This window comes from Rhodanobacter sp. MP7CTX1 (assembly GCF_014205795.1).
In the GTDB taxonomy this organism is placed as follows: Bacteria; Pseudomonadota; Gammaproteobacteria; order Xanthomonadales; family Rhodanobacteraceae; genus Rhodanobacter.
Window position 1 is genome coordinate 13321 of the sequence record NZ_JACHCN010000025.1, and the last position, 18407, is coordinate 31727.

Consider the following 18407-nt stretch of genomic DNA (forward strand, 5'->3'; position numbering starts at 1 on the left):
GTGATTCTAGGACGTGGCTGCTCTCGTGTAGGCGTTATCAGCCAATGGCCGGGTGCGGTCGATGCGTTCAGCTACGTGTTGCGCCAGGCGTTCGGCAGCCTGCGGATGCGATCCCAGATGCAGGAACGGCTCGATCAACTCCAGCTCCATGATCAGGAAGCGGCCTTCGCAGATCACGCCGTCGACGCGCACATAGGCGTGGTCGCCATGTCCGATATCAGCGACTGCAGCCAGCGCCTGGTCCGCTGCGGCCAGCGTTGCGGCGCTCGGTACGATGGGGTCGGCACTGCCGCCGAATTCGCTTTGTACGCGATAGTCGCCGGCTGCGGGGCGTTTGATCACGGCATGGCTGAACTCGCCAGCAAAATACAACAGCGACCATTCGCCGTCGGTGACAATTTCCGCAACGAACGGCTGCACCAGGTAGTTCAGCTCGGCGGGCAGTTCCGTCACCGCCTTGTCGAATGCCTGATCGCCGACGACGCCGCGCAGCGTGTGCCATGCGCCGCCGCTGACCGTCGGCTTGACCACCACCTGCAGTCCCGGCATGGCTGCCAGTACGTCGTGCAGCTCGCGTGCGCTGGCGAGCTTGGTGGGGATGATCGCCACGCCGCGCGCGGCAAGGTCGAGCAAGTAACGCTTGTCGCTGTTCCAGCGGATCAGCTGGCTGTCGTTGATCGTGGGCACGCCGAGTTCATCGAGTCGATTCAGCCAGTGCCGGAATGCCGCGTAATGCTGGAAATAATCCCAGACAGTGCGAATCAGCACGGCATCGAATTGCGACCAGTCGACGTCCGGATCATTCCATACACAGACGCGCGGCTGAAGGCCGAGCTGTTCGAGCGTGAATGCCAGATGGACGTCATCCGCCTGGATGTCCGGATAGATCGAGGCGGTAGCAAGGGCGAGCCGGCGAGCGGCAGCGTGGGTAGACATGGCGACACCTCCAGATTCGGATAGGGCGCCCTTGCCAGATGGGATCGCCGACCAAGCGTGGCGGAATGTCCGCTGCAGCACCCCTCGGTGGCGATGGCGCGGTGGGGTTGCCACTGCACCATGAAACGGCAGCGCGTGAAGCGATGCCGGCGTCAGTGTCCGGGCGTGGTGGATGATTGTCAATTCTCCGGATGGCTCCGGTTGCGCGGAGTGGGGCTCGCTCGCCGACACAGCGCATGCATGTCACACGGGACTAGGCGAACCGGTGCACACAATGGCAAGGTAGCCGGCATGTCGATCGAACCCACCAATGCTTATGCCCGTCGCCTGAATACCTGGGACGCCACGATGATCGTGATCGGTGGCGTGATCGGGGCGGGCATTTTCCGCACACCAGCCACCGTCGCCGAGCGCACATCATCCGGCACGCAGGTGCTGATCCTGTGGGCGATCGGTGGTTTGCTCACACTGGCCGGTGTGCTGTGTTACGCCGAACTGGGCGCGCGCCGGCCGCAGGCGGGTGGTACTTACGTCTATCTGCGCGAGGCGTTCGGACAGCTGCCGGCGTTCCTGTTCGGCTGGACCATGGCGCTGATCAACTATCCGGGCAGCGTGGCCGCAGTGGCGACCACGTTTGCCGATTACTTCTGCGCGGCGATCGGGTTGCCGTTGATCTACGTGAAGCCTGTGGCCGTCGGAGCGATCGCATTCATCGTGAGCGTCAACCTGTTCGGCATCCGTGCCGGCGCGTGGATGCAGAACATCTTCACCGTGCTGAAGCTGGCGGCCATCGCGCTACTGGTGGTGGTCGGGCTGGTACTGGCGCGTGGACACCTGGGTATCGCATTGGCGCCGGACACTGCGCATCCGGTGTCGTCATGGGCGTTCCTCGGCGCGTTGCTGCCCGTGCTGTTCGCCTACGGCGGGTTCCACTATCTCAACGACCTGGCTGGCGAAGTGCGCAATCCCCAACGCACCTTGCCGCGTGCGCTAGGCATGGGCATGGGCGGCGTGGTGCTCTGCTATGTACTGGTCAACCTGGCTTATCTGACCGGGTTGGGTCATGCCGGTCTCGCCGCCAGCCAGGCACCGGCAGCAGATCTGCTGCGCCACGTGTTTGGCGAACGTGGCGCCACGGTGATGGCGGTCGGTATCGCCTGTTCCACTTTTGGCTACTGCAATATCGCGATCGCCGGTGGCGCGCGAGTACTGCAGACGATGGGTGCGGACGGCATGTTTTTCCGCGCGGCGGGCCGGATCGAGCCGCGCACCCGCGCACCGCAGATTGCATTGGCGGCACTCGGCCTGTGGGCAATCGTGCTGACGTTGTCGGGCAGCTTCGGCCAGCTGCTTGACTACACCACGGTGGGCGAATGGCTGGCGCATGCGTTCGGCATCGCCACGTTGTTCTGGTATCGCCGGCACTTCATCGATCAGCCGTCGCCGTATCGGGTACCGTTCTATCCGCTGCTTCCACTGGTGTTTGTGATCACCGTATTCAGTGTGATCGTAGCGACCGCTGTCCACACGCCGCGGGATGCCGGCATGAGTTTGCTGATCATCGCGCTGGGCGTGCCGGTGTATTACGGCTGGCGGAAACTGCGGCGGAGCTGAACGTAGCGCGCTGGCGAAGTTTCTCGTGAGGCCCGCATACTGCACGACGTATCAGCGAGATCAGCCATCGTGAAGGTAGCCATCGTGAATCGAGTGGTGTCAGCTCTGTTGTGCCTGTGTGGCCTGTCCGCATGTCATGCGGATACGTCCGCAGCGCTAGTGGATCTCGGCGATCCATCAACGGCCATCCATCTTCAATCCAGTCACGTGCAATCTGCTGCGGCAAGCGAGTCGGTGCAGGGCATCGGATCGCTGCGGCGCTACACCTTCCAGCCGGCTGCGCAGCCGCAACTGATCGTTACGCCCGCGCAGGGTACGTGGGACTGGTCCGCGCGAGGCGAATTGCACCTGCAGGTGCAGAACGCGATGGGCTGGGCGGTCACGCTCAATGTCGATCTTGACGACGCCCGCGGCGGCCATCTGCATGCCACCGTTGGCTTGCCGGCGGGACCCGCGCAGACGCTGGTGATACCGCTGCACGCAGAATCACCGCGCAGCGAGGGCATGCAGGTGGGGCCGCCGATGCCATTTGATGGTCGCGTTGGCGCACCGGGCCAGCTCAAGCTGCTGGCGACCACGGTGCAGGGCGTGCTCGACCTGCACCAGGTCAGCGCGATCCGGCTTGGCATGCCGGCACCTGGCGCGGCGCAGACATTGTTGTTCGGACGCATCGAAGGTGTAGCCGGTGAAGCCACGTTGCACGATGCGTATGCCGGTATCGTCGATCGCTATGGGCAATTCACGCGCGGCCACTGGCCGGAGAAAATCGATTCCGATGCTGCCTTGCGCACGGCGCATGCCCAGGAGCGCACTGCCTTGGCCGTGCATGCTTCGCAGCAACAGGGCGCCGATGCTTACGGTGGACGTCTGGACGTCTCTTTGCAGAAGACTGGCTGGTTCCACACGCAGAAATCGTCCGGCCGCTGGTGGCTGGTGACACCGGACGGCCATGGGTTCTTCTCGCTGGGCGTGAACGCCGTGGCCGCCGATGGCGAGCGCACCTACGTCGAAGGCCGTGAGTTCATGTTCAAGGATCTGCCGCCGGCCAGTGGCGAATGGACGCCGTTCTACGGCAGCGCTGACAGCCGCCGTCCAGAGCAGGGCGCCAGCCAGGGTATCGGCTACGACCACGGGCGCTGGTTCGATTTCTACGCGGCCAATCTCTATCGCGTCGTTGGCAAAGACTGGCTCGCGGCATGGCGCACGCGCGCCATCGACCGCTTGCAGGGGTGGGGCTTCAACACGGTCGGCAACTGGAGCGATCCGGCGCTGGGCCAGGCGCATCGGTTGCCATATACACGCTCGATCAATATCGCCGGCGATTACGCGAATGTCGCCAGCGGTTACGACTACTGGGGCCGCATGCCCGATCCGTTCGATCCGCGTTTCGTGCAGGCGACCGATCGAGCCGTGACGCAAACGAGCAACGACGTGCATGATGATCCGTACCTGCTCGGTTATTTTGCCGATAACGAACTGGCCTGGGCTGGTATCGGTCCACAAGGACGTTGGGGACTGGCGATCGGTACCCTGAGCGGTGATGCGAAAAGCCCGGCCAAGCAGGCGTTCATCGCGACGCTGAAGAAGAAATACGTTGATGCGATCAAGCTGGGCAACGCGTGGAATCTGCCGCTGTCCTCCTGGGACATGCTGCAGGCCCCGGGCTTCGTTCCGCCGCATCCGGATGAGGCACATCCGGCGATCGCCAATGACTACAGCGCATGGCTACGGCAATATGCGGACACCTATTTCCGCGTTGTTGCCGACGCGATCAGTCGGCACGATCCGCATCATCTGTTTCTCGGTGGTCGCTTCGCGGTGAACACGCCCGAGGCCGTCGCGGCCTGCGCGCAGTATGCCGACGTAGTCAGTTTCAATGTCTACGCCGACCTGCCGCAACACGGGTTCGATGCAGCGGTGATGCAGCAACTGGACAAGCCGGTCCTGATCAGCGAATTCCATTTCGGCTCCGACGACCGCGGTCCGTTCGGCAAGGGCGTGGTATCGGTGTGGAACGAGCAGCAACGTGGTGAGGCGTATGCGCGCTTCATCGCCGCCGCGGCGAGCGATCCGGATATCGTTGGCGCGCACTGGTTCCAGTACGTGGATCAGCCAGTGACCGGCCGTCTGCTCGACGGTGAGAACAGTCACATCGGCCTGGTCGGTATCACCGATATCCCGTTTGCCGGCTTTGTTGATGCCGTGCGCAAGGCTAACCGTGCGGTGAATCACTGACCGCGGTTTTGGGTCAGCTTCGGGATTCGAATTGACGGCGGCGGATTGTCCGGCCGCGTGGGTTCCGAATGACCGGTATCGCAGGCATTGAGACGTGGTTGGTGGTACTTTGATTGTTGTCCCGATAATCAAAGTGAGCACTCATGCCTCCCTCAGGCCGTGGTGGGCCGCGCCCCGGCGCCGGCCGCATTCCGCAGGAGCCCACCCAGCGCCTGCGTGTGCCGGAAAGCCAGGTGCCGGCTGTACTGGCGTATCTGGATGCCTACCGGCAACCGGCTTCGCTTGAAGAGCCGCGTCCGCTCTCGTTGACTCCCACGACCGTGGCGCTGACGGCGTTCACCAGTCGGGTGCCGGCCGGTCTGCCCAGCCCTGCTGACGACTCGGTCGAGGAGGTCGTCGACCTCAACACGCATCTGGTGATCAAGGGGCACGAGCCAAATACTTTCATCATCCGCGTATCTGGCTGGTCGATGATCGGTGCGGGCATCTTCGACCGTGATGAAGTGCTGGTGGATCGCGCCCTCAGTCCGCGGCAGGGCGACATCGTGGTGGCGATCGTCAACGGCGATCTGTCGATCAAGCGCCTTGGCAAAGTAGACGGCCATATCGCTTTGCTGCCGGAGAACGCCCACTTCAAACCGATCGTTTTCAAGGAAGGCGAGACCCTGGAGCTCTGGGGTGTCGTCACCCGCTGCCTGCGCAATCTGCGCTGATCCGTCATGGGCAACGTCGTCGCACTCGCATCCATGCTCGAAGGCCGTCAGGTCTGGCGCGGGCGTGCGGCACACACACCGACGGGCGATCAGACGACCGGTTGGTCAGCGCTCGATGCCGCGCTTCCAGGCGGCGGATGGCCCGAGGCGTCGTTGACGGAGATCCTGCTTCCCGCTGACGGTGTTGGCGAGCTGCAACTGGTACTGCCCACACTGGCGCGGTGCACGCGAGCTGGCCGAACCGTCGTGGTCGTCGCGCCACCGTATATGCCGTATGCGCCGGGCTGGGAAGCGCGTGGTGTGGTGATGTCACATGTGGATATTGTCAGGGCCGATCCGCGCGATGCGCTGTGGGCAGCGGAGCAATGTCTGCGCTCGGGTAGTTGTGCCGCGGTGCTGGCATGGCCGACGCACGCCGATGATCGTGCCCTGCGTCGACTGCAGGTAGCAGCGGATACCGGCAAGGCGCTCGCGTTTGTGTTTCGCGACCGACGCCATGCAGCGCATGCCTCGCCCGCGGCCTTGCGACTCGAACTGGAAACGCAGCCGTCGTTGCAGGTGCGCGTACGCAAATGTCGTGGTGGCAATGCACCCAGTCGCCCTGTGCCGCTGCCTGCCAGCTGGTCGTGAGGGGGATACGCCGTGCTGTGGGCTTGTGTATTGCTTCCTCATCTGGCGCTGGATGGCGTCCTGCGGCGACGTCCGTCGACCGATGCACCGCTGGTGCTGGTGAGCGGATCGGCACAGGCGCGTACGCTATTTGCAGTCAACACGCCGGCGCGCGCCGCGGGCTTGTATCGCGGGCAACGACTGACGGCAGCCCAGGCCTTGCTGAGTCAGTTTGAGACGGTCGAGTACGATCCGGCAGCCATCGAACACTGGCATCGCCTGCTGGCGGCATGGGCGTATCGCTACAGCTCCGACGTGGTGCTGTTTCCGCACGCGATCGTGCTGGAAGTCAGCAAGAGCCTGGGCCTGTTTGGCCCATGGCCACGCTTCGAGGCGCAGCTGCGCGAGGACCTGACAGCGCTGGGTTTTCGTCATCGCATCGCGCTGGCACCGGGGGCGCAGGCAGCCTATGTTCTCGCCGGTATCCACGACGGCCTGGCGGTGATGGCGCCGGATGCCCTGCAGCGGGCGCTGGCCCCAATCGCATTGCGTTATGCGCGTCTGCCGGATGACGCGGGTACATCGCTGGCGGCGATGGGCATTCGTACGCTGGGCCAGCTGCTGCGCTTGCCACGCGATGGTCTGCAGCGTCGCTTCGGTGCCGAGCTGCTTGCCTATCTTGATCGATTGACTGGCGAAGGCCCGGAACTGATGGAAGCTTATCGGCCGCCCGATACTTTCGATCTGCGCATGGAGTGGACCCACGAGATCGAACACGTCGAGGCGCTGATGTTTCCGCTGCGCCGGTTGATCGGCGATCTGGCCGCGTATCTGGCTGGTCGCGATGGTGGCGTCCAGCGCTTCGTGCTGGAACTGGAGCATCGCGGCACAGCGCCAACACGTGTGGTCGTTGGACTGCTTGCCGCTGAACGCGAGGCTGCGTTGCTGTTCGAATGCGCGCGTGGTCGCCTGGAGCGACAGCAGCTGCCGCAACCTGTGGTCGCGATGCGCCTGCTCGCCCGCGAGCTGCCACCGTTCGTACCGGCAGGCCGTGATCTGTTCGACACGCGACCGGCGCACGCGATGCCGCTTGACCAGTTGCGTGAGCGGTTGCGGGCACGCCTCGGTGAGCATGCGATCCAGCATCTGCGGCGCACGATCGATCCGCGTCCCGAGCATGCGCAGACGACAGCGGACAACACGCGCCTGCCGGAAGTGACCGAAACGTTGCCGCGTCCCACCTGGCTGCTCGACCGACCGATTCCGTTGCATGGCGCATCACCCACCATCCTGGCTGGCCCCGAACGAATCGAGACGGGTTGGTGGGATGGCGGGGATATGCGCCGTGACTACTACGTGGTGCGTACGAGCCAGGGGCAATGCGCGTGGGTGTTCTGCCCACCGGGTGAGCCCGGTCGCTGGATGCTGCATGGGTGGTTCGCATGAGCGGCTACGCCGAGCTGCATTGCCTGTCGAACTTCTCGTTCCAGCGGGGAGCCTCCAGCGCGCGCGAACTTTTCGACCGGGCCAAGGCCTGTGGTTACACCGCGCTGGCGATCACCGACGAGTGCTCGCTGGCCGGCATCGTGCGTGCCCACGAAGCGGCACGCGATACTGGGTTGAGGTTGATCGTCGGTGCCGAGTTCCAGCTGGACGATGGACCGAAGCTGGTGCTGCTGTGCGAGACGATGGATGGCTATACCGCGATGTGCGCGCTGATTACCCGCGGCCGACGTGCAGCCGTCAAGGGCACTTATCGCCTCGTGCGCGATGATCTCGCGGGCGGTCTTCCTGGCACGCTTGCGCTGTGGATCCCCGGCGCCGTCCCGGATCACGAGCACGGTACATGGCTGCGCACGATCTTCACCGATCGCCTGTGGATGGCCGTCGAGCTGCATTGCGGCCCGGACGATGCACGTCGATTGCAGACGCTCGAGGCGACAGCAGAAAGACTCGGTATTCCGATGGTCGCCAGCGGTGATGTGCACATGCACGTGCGCCGCCGCCGCGCCCTGCAGGATGTACTGACCGCGATCCGCCATCGCCAGACCGTCGCCGAAGCGGGCGCCGTGCTGTTCAAGAATGGCGAGCGCCACCTGCGTACCCTCGATGCACTGACGTCGATCTATCCATCGCCGCTGATGGAAGAAAGCGCACGCATCGCGGAGCGCTGTCAGTTCAGCCTGACTGAACTTCGCTACCGCTATCCAGCCGAGTTGGTGCCGGACGGTTATACGCCCGCGGTTTGGTTGCGACAGCTGACGGAGGAGGGCGTGCGCTGGCGTTGGCCCGGTGGTGTGCCCGATAAGGTGCGTGCGCAAATCGAGTATGAGCTGGCGCTCATCACCGAGCTCGACTACGAATCCTATTTCCTCACCGTGCAGGACATCGTGAACTTTGCCCGCAGCCGAAAGATCCTTTGTCAGGGACGCGGCTCGGCGGCCAATTCGGCGGTCTGCTACGCACTCGGCGTGACCGAGGTCGATCCGGCCCGGATCAATCTACTCGTCGAGCGTTTCATCAGCAGGGAGCGTAACGAGCCACCGGACATCGATATCGATTTCGAGCACGAGCGACGTGAGGAAGTCATCCAGTACATCTACGCCAAGTACGGCCGCGATCGTGCGGCGCTGGCTGCCACCGTGATCAGCTATCGCGGTAAAAGCGCGGTGCGTGATGTCGCCCGCTCCCTGGGCTTGCCGACGGATCAAGTGGACCTGTTGTCGAAGGTGTTCGCCTGGTGGGACGGTGAGGATGAGTTGGGCGAGCACTTGCGCGAGCACGGTTTCGACCCAACCAGTCCGGTGCTGCAGCGTGTGCTCAAACTGACCGCCGAACTGCTGGATTTTCCGCGTCACCTGTCCCAGCACGTCGGCGGTTTTGTGATCTCCGATCAGCCGTTGTCGCACCTGGTGCCGGTCGAAAATGCGGCGATGCCCAATCGCACGATCATCCAGTGGGACAAAGATGATCTCGATACGCTCGGACTGCTCAAGGTCGACTGTCTGGCGCTGGGCATGCTGACCTGCGTGCGCAAATGCCTCGACCTGTTGCGACAGCATCGGGATCAGGATTTCACCATGGCGACGATTCCGCCGGAGGATCCGGCCACCTACGCGATGATCCAGAACGCCGACACGATCGGCGTGTTCCAGATCGAGAGCCGAGCCCAGATGGCGATGCTGCCGCGTCACCGGCCCGCGAACTTCTATGACCTGGTGATCCAGGTAGCGATCGTGCGGCCCGGCCCCATCCAGGGTGACATGGTGCATCCGTACCTGCGTCGACGGCGCGGCGAAGAAGCCGTCGACTACCCATCGGAAGATCTCAAGGCCGTGTTCGAACGCACGCTGGGTGTGCCGCTGTTCCAGGAGCAAGTGATGAAGCTGGCGATCGTGGCGGCGGGCTATACGCCGGGCGAGGCGGATCAGTTGCGTCGCGCGATGGCGGCATGGAAACGTCACGGCGGCATGGAGAAACATCGCGAGCGCATCATGCAAGGCATGTGCGAACGCGGTTACACCGCCGAGTTTGCTGCGCGGCTGTTCGAGCAGATCAAGGGCTTTGGTTCCTACGGATTTCCCGAGAGTCACGCGGCAAGTTTCGCAGGCATCGTCTACGCGAGTTGCTGGCTGAAATGCCATGAGCCAGCAGCCTTCACCTGTGCGCTGTTGAACGCGCAGCCGATGGGTTTCTACGGCGCCAGTCAGATCGTGCAGGATGCGCAGCGTCATCGCATCACCGTGCGTCCGGTCGATGTGCAGCATAGCGACTGGGACTGCACGCTCGAAGCCGATGCAACCTCGCCGACCGATTCGCCGGCGATCCGGTTGGGGCTGCGTCAGGTGCGGGGCTTCAGGGAAGACGTGGCACACCGTCTATCCGCAGAGCGCGCATGTGCGGCCTTTGAAAGCATCGCCGATCTGTGCGCGCGAGTAGGTCTGGACAAGCGTCATCAGGACGCGCTCGCTGAGGCAGGTGCGCTGCACGGTCTCACCGGTCATCGTCATCAGGCGCATTGGGCTGTCGCCGGCATCGAGCCGCAGCTGCCGTTGTTTGGGCACGCCAGTCCCCACGAGGAAGCCATCGACTTGCCGACGCCATCGCAGGCCGAAGACACACTGGCCGACTACGCACGTGTTGGCCTGACCCTGGGGCCGCATCCGCTCCAGCAGATACGCGCGCGCCTACGTGCGTCGAGGTGTACGGACTCGCGTGCGCTGCGTGCTCAGCCCCATGCCAGCCATGTGCGCACTGCCGGCCTGGTGACGCAACGCCAGCGACCACAGACCGCAAGCGGCGTCACCTTCATCACGCTCGAAGACGAGCACGGACCGATCAACGTGATCGTATGGCGACAGGTCGCCGAGCGTCAGCGACGCGTGTTCCTGGAGGCGCGCCTGCTCGGTGTCGATGGACGCTGGGAGCACGTCGATGGGGTCAGCCACCTGATCGCCCATCACCTCATCGACATGAGTGAGCTGCTGGGATCACTCGATAGCCGGTCGCGTGATTTTCATTGAGGCCACGTGCGCCGCATGCAAGCGAAACTACAGCGCCGTGAGATTCGCGTAAGCCGCCACCAGCCACTTGCTGCCGGCAGCTTCGAAGTTCACCTGTAGCCGCGTGTGCGCGCCACTGCCTTCGGCGCTGATCACCACGCCATCACCGAAGCTGGGGTGGCTGACGCGCTGGCCGAGTTTCACGGACGGTTGCTCGTCGAGTGACGGCGAGCTTGCGGCCTGCCGCCCCGCATAGAGTGGGCGTGTGACCTGTACACGCGGACGTACTTCGTCGATCAGTTCGGCGGGCATTTCACCGAGGAAGCGCGACGGACGCGCCAGCATTTCGGTGCCATGCATGCGGCGCGATTCGGCGTGGGTGACGAACAGCTTTTCGCGCGCGCGGGTGATGCCGACGTAAGCGAGCCGGCGTTCTTCCTCCAGTCTTCCTTCGTCATCGACCGAGCGCTGGCTGGGGAATAGGCCCTCTTCCATGCCGACCAGGAACACCACAGGAAATTCCAGCCCCTTCGCCGAATGCAGTGTCATCAACTGCACGCAGTCATCCCATGTCTCGCCCTGGTTCTCACCGGCCTCCAGCGTCGCGTGCGAAAGAAACGCGGACAACTCGCTGAGACCAGCCTCGATATCTTCCTGGGTGGGCTCGAAACGGCTCGCCACGTTGACCAGCTCATCCAGATTTTCCACCCGCGTCTCGGCGTTACCGCGACTGTCCTTCTCGTAGAAATCGCGCAGGCCGGTGTGGGTGATGGCATGATCGATCTGTTCGGCGAGGCTGAGATCCGATGGGCTCCCCTCTCCCAACGGGAGAGGGGGTGAGGGTTCGGCCGGAGCTAGAGGGTTCGACAAATCCGTACCCTTACCCAAATCACTCCCCGCGGAGGAGAGCGGCTTGAACGTTCGCGCCATCTCGTCGATCAGCGCAAGAAACGCCTTCACCGCATTCTTCGCGCGACCGGCCAGTTCATTGCCGCTGGCCAGTTCGGTAAGTGCGGTTTCCCACATCGAAGTGTTGTCGCCGCGAGCGCGACGGCGCAGCGCGTCCAGCGTGCGGTCGCCAATGCCCCGCGGCGGCGTGTTCACCGCGCGCTCGAACGCGGCGTCGTCGTGACGGTTCGCCGTGAGTCGTAGATACGCCAGTGCGTCCTTGACTTCGGCGCGATCGAAGAAGCGCTGGCCGCCGTAGACGCGATATTTGATGTCGCGCTGGATCAGCTGCTCCTCGAAGTTGCGCGACTGCGCATTGGAGCGATACAGGATCGCGCAGTCCTTCGCATTGCCATGCTCGGCGATGTATTCGCGGATGCGCTCGATCACGAAGCGCGCTTCGTCCTGCTCGTTGTAGGCGGCGTAGAGCGCGATGCGTTCGCCATCGTCGCCGGCCGTCCACAATTGCTTGCCGAGGCGGCTGCCGTTGCGTGCGATCACGCTGTTGGCGGCTTTCAGAATGTTCGAGGTGGAACGGTAATTCTGTTCCAGCTTGATCGTCTTCGCGCCGGGGAAGTCGCGCAGGAACTGCTGCACGTTCTCCACTTTGGCGCCGCGCCAGCCGTAGATCGCCTGGTCGTCATCGCCGACCACGAAGACTTGGCCGGTGCTTCCGGCCAGCACGCGAATCCACGCGTACTGCAGCGTGTTGGTGTCCTGAAATTCGTCGATCAGCAGATAGCGCCAGCGCTGCTGGTAGTGCTCCAGCACGGCTGGGTTCTTCAGCCAAAGTTCGTGCGCACGAAGCAGCAGTTCCGCGAAATCGACCAGGCCGGCGCGGCGGCAGGCGTCCTCGTAGGCCTGATAAATCTGCACGAAAGTGCGAGTCACCGGATGGTTGCCGTGCTCGATGCTCTCGGGGCGTCGGCCTTCGTCTTTCCAGCTGTTGATCTGCCAACTGGCCTGACGTGGTGGAAATTTCGCCTCGTCCAGCCCGAGCCCGGCGACCACGCGCTTGACCAGCCGTAGCTGATCGTCAGCATCGAGGATCTGAAAAGTCTCGGGCAGGCCTGCCTCGCGCCAGTGTCGCCGCAACAGCCGATGCGCGATGCCGTGGAACGTGCCGACGGTGAGACCTTGGGTACTGCCGGGGATCAGCGCGTCCAGTCGCGCACGCATTTCGCCGGCAGCCTTGTTGGTGAACGTGACGGCGAGAATGGCCCACGGCGGCACCCGCTCAGCCTGGGTCAGCCAGCCGATCCGGTGGGTGAGTACGCGAGTCTTGCCGGAGCCGGCGCCGGCCAGCACCAGGTAGTGGCCGGGCGGGGCGCAGACGGCTTCGCGCTGTGCGTCGTTGAGCGGGTCGATCAGGTATGAGACATCCATCCTGTCCATTGTAACGGGCTGTAAAACGAAAACCGCCGCTGAGGGCACTCAGCGGCGGCTTTTCCGGATGCAACGATTCGCTCAGCCCTTTTTCAAGAAGCCACCCACCGCCAGCAAGCCACCCACCACGATGCCGGCAATGCCGACCCATTGCGGTACGCCTTTGTCGTGAGTGGCAGTGAGCTTGGCCGAGCCGAGCTGCAAAACGGTGTCTGTCGACGTGTAGCTGGCGTGGCCCGCGATGACCCAGATGCCGGCGACCAGCAAGATGATGCCGATGATGATCAGTCCTGCGCGCATGGAAGCTCCCCTTGTTGGACAGGCTTGAGTATGCCGGGTACGGGTGTGCAGAAAAAGTACAGGCATGGCCGGAGTGCAGACAAAAGTTGGCCCCGAAGGTTAGGGGGAACCTTCGGGGCCGGGGACACAAAACCCAGGGGAGAGGTTTGCATCCGGAGGCGGCTCAGGGAGGTGAGCCTGCCGTGGACGCCGTTGCGTGCATCCGAAGACTTTGAACGCAGTTCGCCGGGATAGTTGCAGATTTGCTGAGAATAGTTATGGACGGTTCATTTGATGAAACGTTAACGCGCAAGCCGTTGTTGTACATGCGGACGTGGTCGCTCATACCCGCGAATTCAGGCCTCAGTGCGCCTCATCCCAGTTGGTGCCGACCCCCACATCGACCAGCAACGGCACCGCCAGTTCCGCGGCACCGGACATGCGTTCGATCACGGCGGCGCGCACGGTGTCGACCGCATCCGCGCGAACCTCGAACACCAGTTCATCGTGCACCTGCATCAACATGTGGACGTCGTCGCGATCGGTGATCCATGTGGCCATCGCGATCATCGCGCGCTTGATGATATCGGCGGCGCTTCCCTGCATCGGTGCATTCACGGCGGCGCGTTCGGCGCCCTGGCGCAACCCCTGATTGCGCGAGGTAAGGTTTTCCAGATACAGCCGCCGTCCAAACAAGGTCTCGACGTAGCCCTCGCGATGCGCCTGCTCGCGAGTGGCATCCATATATGCGCGTACGCCGGGATAGCGCGAAAAATAGCGTGCCATGTAGTCGCTGGCCTCGCCACGATCGACGCCGAGCTGACGTGCCAGTCCGAATGCGCTCATGCCGTACATCAGCCCGAAGTTGATCGCCTTGGCCGCGCGGCGCTGATTGGTGCTGATTTCCGCTGGCGCCACGCCGAACACTTCAGCGGCGGTAGCGCGGTGCACGTCACCGCCTTCGTGAAACGCGCGCAACAGGCCTTCGTCGCCGGACAAGTGCGCCATGATGCGCAGCTCGATCTGCGAATAGTCGGCTGCCATTACCTTCCAGCCCGGCGGAGCGATGAATGCCTGGCGGATGCGCCGGCCTTCCTCGGTGCGTACCGGGATGTTTTGCAGGTTCGGATCGGACGAGGAGATCCGTCCGGTCGCCACCGCGCCCTGGTGATAGCTGGTGTGCACTCGCCCGGTGCGCGGATTGACGATGCCGGACAACTTGTCGGTATAGGTAGAGCGCAGTTTCGCGAGGCCACGGTAGTCGAGGATCAGCCGCGGCAATTCGTGTGTATCGGCAATCGCCTCCAGCGCTTCCTCGTTGGTGGACGGTTGACCGGTTGGGGTTTTCAGTTTCGCCTGCAGTCCGAGCTCATCGAACAGGACCGCCTGCAGCTGCTTGGGCGAATCCAGATTGAATTCATGCCCGGCCAGACCATAGCTCTGCTGCTGCAGCTCCAGCATCCGCTTGCCGAGTTGCTGGCTCTGCCTGCGCAGTTCATCGCCATCGATCAGCACGCCGCGGCGCTCCATCGCGGCCAGCACCGGTACCAGCGGAATCTCGATCTCTTCGTAGACCCTGCGCAAGGTCGGCACGCCTTCAAGCTTTGGCCACAGCGCATGGTGCAGGCGCAGCGTGATGTCGGCGTCCTCGGCGGCGTAGCGACAAGCCGTGTCCAGATCGACCTGCGAGAACGAGATCTGCCGGGCGCCCTTTCCGGCGACCTGTTCGTATTTGATCGTCTCGTAGCCGAGATACAACCGCGCCAGCGAATCCATGTCGTGTCGCGTCGCGGTCGCGTTCCATATGTAGGATTCGAGCATCGAATCGTGCTTCAGCCCCTGCACGGCAATGCCGTAATGACTCAGCACGTTGATGTCGTACTTCGCGTGTTGGCCGAGCTTCGGTTTGGTGGCGTCCTCGAACACGGGTTTCAGTGCGGCCAGCACGCTGTCGCGGTCGAGTTGCTGCGGTACGCCGGGGTAATCGTGACCCAGAGGTATGTAGCAAGCGTGCCCCAATTCCACCGAGAGGCTGACGCCGACGATCTCCGCGCGCATCGCGTCGATGCTGGTGGTCTCGGTGTCGAAGGCGATGAGTTCGGCGCCGCGGAGTTTTTCCAGCCAGGCATCGAGCTGCGGCTGGGTGGTGACCAGTTCGTAGCTGCCTGGTGCAGCGAGACTCGATGACCCTGTGGGAGCGACTTCAGTCGCGATGCTCTTGCTGCTGGCCGAGCTGAGAGCATCGCGCCTGAAGTCGCTCCCACTCGAGCTGTCGCTCGTCTCGGGCCTTTCGGGCGCAGCAGAGTTCGCATCCAGCTCCTTCAGCGCCGCCTTGAAATCGTATCGGGTATACAGCTCGCGCAACTGCGCCGTATCGGCCTCGCGCTGAGCCAGGTCGGTGGGAGCGAATTCCAGCGGCACATCGGTCTTGATCGTCACCAGCTCGCGTGACAGCGGCAGTTGCGGCAACGCGGCGCGCAGGCTCTCACCGATCTTGCCACCGATCTTGTCGGCGTTCGTGATCACGCCATCAAGCGTGGCGTATTCGCCCAGCCACTTGGCGGCGGTTTTCGGGCCGCACTTGGGCACGCCCGGCACGTTGTCGACGGTGTCGCCGGTGAGCGCGAGGAAATCGATGATCTGATCCGGCCGCACGCCGAATTTTTCCAGCACCCCGGCGCTGTCCATGATCGTGTTGCTCATGGTGTTGATCAACGTGATCTGCGGGCTCACCAGCTGTGCCAGATCCTTGTCACCAGTGGAGATCAGCACCTCGATGCCGAGTGCCTGCGCCTGCATGGCCAGCGTGCCGATCACGTCGTCGGCTTCGACCCCGGGAACGCACAGGATGGGAAAACCGAGTGCGCCGACAATCGCCAGCATCGGCTGGACCTGCGTGCGTAGATCGTCCGGCATCGGTGGCCGGTTCGCCTTGTACTGGTCATACAGGGCATCGCGGAACGTTCCGCCGGGGGCGTCGGCGACGAACGCCAGATAGTCCGGCCTGGATTTCAGCGTGGAGCGCAGCATGTTGACCACGCCGAACAGCGCGCCGGTAGGCTCGCCGTGGGCGTTGGTCAGCGGCGGCAGCGCATGAAACGCCCGATACAGGTAAGAGGAACCGTCGATGAGAACAAGTTTGGCCATGCACCATTCTCGCATGCAGGCGCGTATCGTCGAGCCTGACGCGCCGCACTTCACGGAAGGCTCGTGAATGCCCCTGCTATGCTTTGTCTCCCGATCGAGGTTGCCGCCATGAAAACCGCTGCCCTGCTGGCCGCTGCCAGCCTTCTTATCGCCTCCAGCGCTTTTGCCCAGTCATCGGCGCCCTCGAACAACGCACTACCGCCGCCCGGCATCAACGATCCCGGGGTGCAGCCAGTGGCGCCGCCAGCCAAGACCGCCCCGGCAACCACTCATAACACCGGAAATCAGCAGAATCTGCCTTCCTTGCAGGATGCCGGCGGTGTAGGCAACAGCAAGCAAATGTCGCTGCCGCCGCAGGTCAGCGTGCGCGAAGAAGACGGTGACCAGGTCCAGGAATATCGTCGTAGCGGCATGCTCTACATGGTGGTGGTGACGCCAAAGAAAGGCATCCCGCAGACCTACATGGTCGACCCGGATGGCACCAGGCGCCTGGTGTCCGGTGAAGCCCCCGTCCAGCCGGTGATGTACAAGGTGCTGGAATGGGGCAAGAGCAAGCCCGCTGAAGCGGATTCGACCGAGGAGACGCAGAGCGAAAGCGGTCACTGAACCCGTTCGCTTGATGTCGTCTTCGGGCACGCATCTTGACCTGGGGCCAATACCGTAGCCGATGCCGAATGCGGCGATGTTGAAGGGGCTGAGCCATGCAAGTGCGTGAAAATTGGCTGCTGTTTGCGCTGGGCTCGGCACTGTTTGCAGCGTTGACGGCGCTGTTCGGCAAGCTCGGCGTGGTCGGCATCAATTCCAACCTCGCCACGTTTATTCGCACGATCGTGATTCTGGTGGTTACCGCCGGCATCCTCAGCCTGCGCCAGGAATGGGTGAGGCCCTCGGGCTTGCCGTGGCAAAGCTGGCTGTTCCTGGTGTTGTCGGGCATCGCTACCGGACTGTCTTGGCTGTGCTACTACCGCGCGCTGCAACTGGGTCCGGTGAGCAAGGTGGCGCCGATCGACAAGCTCAGCGTGGCTATCGCGATCGTGCTGGCACTGATTTTCCTGGGTGAAAAGCCAAGCCTGCCGTTGCTGATCGGCGGCGGCCTGATCGTTGCGGGTGCGATGGTGATTGCGCTGTTCTAAGTCGCCGCGTTCAGCGTGTGGCATCTAGTTCGGGATAGTGGCGGAAGATGCCGTCCTCGTTGAAGGCCAGCCGCCTTGGCGAGGCCAGGTAAGTGGCGATCCGTGGTCGTTCGGCAACTTTCCCGGCGAGTGCGCACAGCTGCGGCAGCTTGCGACGCAGCCGGCGCATGGCGTGCGGAAACGCGTAGTCGAGTCCACTCATGATCTGGAACAGCGAAAGGTCGACGTAGGAGTGCCGGGACAACGTGTGCATGCCACCGCTGCGCACCAGTACATCCTCGAAATAGCCGAGATACTTGGGCAGTCGATGCTGGCGGAAGTCCTCCGCGCGCCGTTTCGCGGCGACACGCTGATCCTCGTAATACAGGGCGCTGGAAATCGGGTGATGAGTGTCGTGTACCTCGGCAACCAGGTCGGCGATGGTCAGCTGCAGCTGATGCGCATGGAGTTGGATGGGGGTCCCTGCGGGCACCAGTTTCAGTCGCGGAGCCAGATATAGCAGGATCGCCGGAGTCTGCGCGATCACCGTGCGGCCGGCCTTCAGAAAGGGCGGCGCGAAAGGCAGCGCACCTCCCTGTTCGCCTTGCAGGAACGGCATGATGGCGTCGTCCCCGCGCTCCCGCGCGACATCCAGGTAATCCGCCCCGGCGTCTTCCAGAGCCAGCCGCACGAACTCACCGCGGCCCTGGATGCCGGACCAGTAGTACAGCTGGTAACGCATGATGTTCTCCGATGGATGTCATCGAGGCTAAGTGCGCGGGGTTCAAGGATGCGTGAGCGGGGCGCTGGCGTTGAGGAGCATCGCTACGTAAGTCGCTTGTATGTTTGACGGCGGCGAGTCAGAAAGGGCTTGCCGGGGTGGAGGGACCTTAGCCGCATCTGGCCGTAGGCACAGACCGTGGGAG

Annotated in this window: 13 protein-coding genes; 8 read left to right on the top strand and 5 right to left on the bottom strand. The window is 63.4% G+C overall.

Features of this window, described 5'->3' with window-relative positions; all coding sequences use genetic code 11:
- Positions 1 to 6: 6 nt before the first annotated feature.
- Positions 7 to 936, bottom strand: coding sequence for a hypothetical protein (locus HDE77_RS19665; protein WP_184419620.1), 930 nt, complete (start codon positions 934 to 936; stop codon positions 7 to 9).
- Positions 937 to 1227: 291 nt separating this feature from the next.
- Here HDE77_RS19665 and HDE77_RS19670 point away from each other — a divergent pair, with 291 nt between their 5' ends.
- From HDE77_RS19670 to HDE77_RS19695, 6 genes are all read left to right on the top strand, one after another.
- Positions 1228 to 2550: an amino acid permease gene (locus HDE77_RS19670; RefSeq protein ID WP_184419621.1), complete on the top strand. Its 1323-nt coding sequence runs from the start codon at positions 1228 to 1230 to the stop codon at positions 2548 to 2550.
- 84 nt (positions 2551 to 2634) lie between these two features.
- Complete coding sequence (locus HDE77_RS19675; protein WP_184419622.1) at positions 2635 to 4785, top strand: beta-agarase; 2151 nt, start codon at positions 2635 to 2637, stop codon at positions 4783 to 4785.
- Between the two features lie 143 nt (positions 4786 to 4928).
- Positions 4929 to 5498: a translesion error-prone DNA polymerase V autoproteolytic subunit gene (gene umuD / locus HDE77_RS19680; RefSeq protein WP_221444383.1), complete on the top strand. Its 570-nt coding sequence runs from the start codon at positions 4929 to 4931 to the stop codon at positions 5496 to 5498.
- Positions 5499 to 5504: 6 nt separating this feature from the next.
- A complete protein-coding gene (gene imuA / locus HDE77_RS19685) occupies positions 5505 to 6128 on the top strand; it encodes a translesion DNA synthesis-associated protein ImuA (RefSeq protein WP_184419623.1) in 624 nt (207 codons plus the stop codon).
- 12 nt (positions 6129 to 6140) lie between these two features.
- On the top strand, positions 6141 to 7553 hold the full coding sequence (locus HDE77_RS19690; protein WP_184419624.1) for a DNA polymerase Y family protein: 1413 nt from the start codon (positions 6141 to 6143) through the stop codon (positions 7551 to 7553).
- Complete coding sequence (locus tag HDE77_RS19695; RefSeq protein WP_184419625.1) at positions 7550 to 10630, top strand: error-prone DNA polymerase; 3081 nt, start codon at positions 7550 to 7552, stop codon at positions 10628 to 10630. The genes HDE77_RS19690 and HDE77_RS19695 overlap by 4 nt, the downstream gene beginning before the upstream one ends.
- A 27-nt stretch (positions 10631 to 10657) precedes the next feature.
- On the opposite strand, the gene HDE77_RS19700 is transcribed toward HDE77_RS19695, so the two are convergent.
- The 3 genes from HDE77_RS19700 to polA all read right to left on the bottom strand — a co-directional run bounded on the left by HDE77_RS19700 (position 10658) and on the right by polA (position 16369).
- A complete protein-coding gene (locus tag HDE77_RS19700; RefSeq protein WP_184419626.1) occupies positions 10658 to 12943 on the bottom strand; it encodes a 3'-5' exonuclease in 2286 nt (761 codons plus the stop codon).
- Positions 12944 to 13024: 81 nt separating this feature from the next.
- Positions 13025 to 13243 carry a hypothetical protein gene (locus HDE77_RS19705; protein WP_184419627.1) on the bottom strand — a complete coding sequence of 73 codons (219 nt, stop codon included), beginning with the start codon at positions 13241 to 13243 and terminating at the stop codon, positions 13025 to 13027.
- Positions 13244 to 13585: 342 nt separating this feature from the next.
- Positions 13586 to 16369: a DNA polymerase I gene (gene polA / locus HDE77_RS19710; RefSeq protein WP_184419628.1), complete on the bottom strand. Its 2784-nt coding sequence runs from the start codon at positions 16367 to 16369 to the stop codon at positions 13586 to 13588.
- Positions 16370 to 16477: 108 nt separating this feature from the next.
- Here polA and HDE77_RS19715 point away from each other — a divergent pair, with 108 nt between their 5' ends.
- On the top strand, positions 16478 to 16975 hold the full coding sequence (locus HDE77_RS19715) for a DUF2782 domain-containing protein (RefSeq protein WP_184419629.1): 498 nt from the start codon (positions 16478 to 16480) through the stop codon (positions 16973 to 16975).
- Positions 16976 to 17070: 95 nt separating this feature from the next.
- On the top strand, positions 17071 to 17502 hold the full coding sequence (locus tag HDE77_RS19720) for an EamA family transporter (RefSeq protein WP_184419630.1): 432 nt from the start codon (positions 17071 to 17073) through the stop codon (positions 17500 to 17502).
- Positions 17503 to 17512: 10 nt separating this feature from the next.
- Here HDE77_RS19720 and HDE77_RS19725 read toward each other — a convergent pair whose 3' ends face one another.
- Positions 17513 to 18223: a glutathione S-transferase gene (locus HDE77_RS19725; RefSeq protein WP_184419631.1), complete on the bottom strand. Its 711-nt coding sequence runs from the start codon at positions 18221 to 18223 to the stop codon at positions 17513 to 17515.
- Between the last annotated feature and the right edge of the window lie 184 nt (positions 18224 to 18407).